Below are 3,033 nucleotides of genomic sequence, written 5' to 3'. Positions count from 1 at the left end.
ACGGCCTTGCCGATCGCCTCGGCCCCGGCCCGGTTGAACCGCAGCCGCAGCCCGGCCCCGGCGTCGACCACCTGCCCGGCGACGATGGGCTGGTCGTCGCGGATGGGCGCGAGCACCAGCGGGACGCCGTGCCACAGCGCCTCGCACACCGTGTTGTGCCCGGAGTGGCACACCACCGCCGCGCAGCGCGGGAGCAGCTCCAGCTGCGGGACCCGCTGCCGCACCAGGACGTTGTCGGGCACCGGCCCCAGCTCGCCGCCGGGGTCGACGACCACCGCGCGCAACCCCGGCCGGTCCGCGAACGCCTCGGCCGCCGCGCGCAGGAACCGCCCGCCCACCCCGGTGTTGGCGGTGCCGAGGCTGACCAGCACCACCGGCCGCCCGTCCAGCTCCGCCCACGGGAAGCCGACCCCCGGCCTCGGCTTCCCGAGCGCGGGCCCGACCAGGTGCAGCCCCGGCCGGTCGACGGACCCGGCGAGCGCGGCCGTGGTGAACGCCAGCACGCCGTGCTCCGGGTAGCGGGGATCGTTGCGCGCCACCGGGTTCCCGTGCCGCTCGCGCAGCGCGGCGAGCAGCCCGTCGACCCAGGCGGCGACCTTCGGCATGGACGCCAGCGGGTCCACCAGCTCCGCCGACGTGGAGGCCGACCCGACGCACGGAACGCCGCGCCGCTCGGCCACCAGCGACCCGGCGACCGCGTGCTGGTCGGACACCACCACGTCCGGCTCGAAGGCGTCGACGGCATCGGCCACGCCGGGCGCCATCGCGTCGGCCAGCGGCACGAAGAAGTCCCGCCACAGGAACTGGAACGCCGACGGCCCGGTGAGCCCGGCCGGACGCTCCGCCGGGGCGTCCTCGGGAACCGCGCACGGGAACACCGGTTCCCGCACGAGCGCGCCGAGCAGCTCGCCGTGCCCGGCCCAGGCCACCCGGTGCCCGCGCGCCACCAGCTCGCGCGCCACCCCGGTGAGCGGGTTGACGTGCCCGACCAGCGGCGGCGCGACGAACAGGAACCGGCTCACCCGGCGATCCCGGACGCGGCCGGGGTCACGGCCGGGGACGCGGCGGGCAGCTCACCGCCCGCGTCGTGCAGGCCCAGCACCCAGTCCAGCACCAGCTCGCGCACCTCGTGCGGGCGCTCGATCAGCACCGAGTGGCCCTGCTCGGCCAGCACCTCGGCGCGGAACCCGCGCGCCCGCAGCTCGGGGACCTGCGCGGCCAGCCCGGACTCGTCCCCGAACACCGCGAGCATCGGCCTGCCGATCTCCTCCAGCCCGCCGATGACCCGGCTGCGCGGCACGTCGGCGGCCAGCGTCGTGGACTGCAGGATCTTGTTGGCCCCCTTGGACAACCGGGCGGTGTGGCCGCCGTGGTTGGCCTCGATCCAGGCGATGGCCTCGGGGTGGCGCAGCTTGTCGTGCGCGTCGGCCAGTCCCTCGGCGATGTGCCCGGTCCAGGCGCGGGTGGGCGGCTCGGACTCCAGCATCGTGATGCCCGCGACCAGCTCCGGGTGCCAGGCGGCGAGGGCGCAGGCGATGGTGCCGCCGAAGGAGTTGCCGACCACGTGCACCGGCCTGCGCTCGCCGAGCGCGTCGAGCAGGGCGACCAGGTCGTCGGTGAAGTCCTCCAGGCGGTAACCGGTGGCGGGCCGGTCGCTGCGGCCGTGCCCGCGCAGGTCGTACATCACCACGTCCACGCCCGCCGCCGCGAACGCCGGGCCGAGGGTGAAGTAGTAGCTGGCGAGGCTGTCGGTGAGCAGCCCGTGCACGAACACCACGACCGGCGCGCCGGGGTCACCCCCGGCTGCGGGGAGCAGCTGGACGTGCGTGGTGACGTTCCCGGTCGCGACCCTGCTCACGGCGCCTCCCGCAGCGAGGCGACGACGTGGTCGACCAGCCTGCCCACGGTCAGCGCGATGATCTCGTCCAGCTCCAGGTCCGCGACGAACTCGGCGAAGTTGACCCGGTCGCCGTAGTGCTCGCGCAGCGCGGCGGACAGCGTGACGAGGTCGATGCTCTCCATCTCCAGGTCGCCGTGGAAGGTCGAGTCGCGGGTGATCTCCGCGTCCTCCAGGCCGTAGTCGCCCAGCACCACGCGGAGCATCCCGCTGATGTCGGCCAGCACGGTGTCCGCGTCGGCGGCGCGCCCGGTCGTCGTCCCGCTGCTCATGCCCTGTCTCCCGTCCATGCGACCACGTACCGGCGTTCGGGCAGTCCCGGTGGGTTGGCGGTGTCGCGCAGCCGCACGGCGAACGCGCGGCCGTCGACCTCGACGCGCGCGGCGTCCTCGGTCGCGGCGACCACCCGGAAGGCGCGCGGCCTCCCGCCCAGCCCGGTGCCCAGCGCCTTCCCGACGGCTTCCTTTGCCGCCCAGAACCTGGTGAACCAGTGCGCGCGCTCGCCGGGCAGCCCGGCGAGCAGCGCGAGTTCGGCCTCGTCGCAGGCCGCGTTCTCGGTGCCGCGCGGCCGTTCCTCGACGACCTCGACGTCCACGCCCAGCTCGCCGCGCCCGGCCAGCGCCACGCCGACCTCGCCCGCGTGGGCGAGGGACACGGCGACGCCGCGCGGGTCGAACCCGTGGACTCCGCGCACCAGCGGGCGTCCGGCGTCGTCGTTGCGCACGGCGAGCTCGGCCGGGTAGACCTCGCCGTCGCCCTCGCGCCAGAGCACGGTGCGGGCGGCGTCCTTGGCGGCGATGCGGCCGAGGAGCCAGTGGCGGCGGCGGTGCGGTGGCTGGGCGGTGTAGTCGGCGCGCTCGGCGCCGCCGAGGACGTTGCGCATGACCAGTTCGCGGGTGGCGAGGTCGGGCCAGCGCTCGTGCACGACGGCGAGGTTCCCGTCCACTGTGGACAGCGTGTGCCTGCCGGGCCAGCGGTCGACCAGGCGGATGCCGGGGTCGGTGTCGAAGCGGCGGTCGGCCCAGCCGGTGAAGCGCGCCCACACCCGGCCGTGCGCCCCCCGCGCCGCGGCGGCGGGGTCCCCCGGCCGGGGGAGCGCCGGGATTCGGGCCGGGCCGTGGCCCGGGGCCGCCGGG

The 3,033-nt window shown here is 76.3% G+C and carries 4 protein-coding genes; all 4 read right to left on the bottom strand.

From position 1 onward, the window contains the following. Positions 1 to 1,022, bottom strand: a 1,022-nt coding sequence (locus ACTUAL_RS07590; protein ID WP_440899740.1) for a glycosyltransferase, incomplete at its 3' end; no start/stop codon positions are given. After that, a complete protein-coding gene (locus tag ACTUAL_RS07585) occupies positions 1,019 to 1,858 on the bottom strand; it encodes an alpha/beta fold hydrolase (protein ID WP_440899739.1) in 840 nt (279 codons plus the stop codon). The genes ACTUAL_RS07590 and ACTUAL_RS07585, both read right to left, overlap by 4 nt. After that, a complete protein-coding gene (locus ACTUAL_RS07580) occupies positions 1,855 to 2,169 on the bottom strand; it encodes an acyl carrier protein (RefSeq protein WP_096492961.1) in 315 nt (104 codons plus the stop codon). Before ACTUAL_RS07580 ends, ACTUAL_RS07585 begins: the two co-directional genes overlap by 4 nt. Beyond that, positions 2,166 to 3,033: 4'-phosphopantetheinyl transferase family protein (locus ACTUAL_RS07575; RefSeq protein ID WP_440899738.1), on the bottom strand; the 868-nt coding region annotated here is incomplete at its 5' end. The genes ACTUAL_RS07575 and ACTUAL_RS07580, both read right to left, overlap by 4 nt.

It is taken from the genome of Actinosynnema sp., from assembly GCF_052038725.1.
Note: the sequence above shows the minus strand (reverse complement) of the source record. Positions and strands in the feature narration are given on the sequence as shown.

What these genes read in the sequence shown, in the direction of transcription:
- ACTUAL_RS07580 (WP_096492961.1), bottom strand. Translation starts at nt 2,169, where the DNA reads ATGAGCAGCGGGACGACGACCGGGCGCGCCGCCGACGCGGACACCGTG.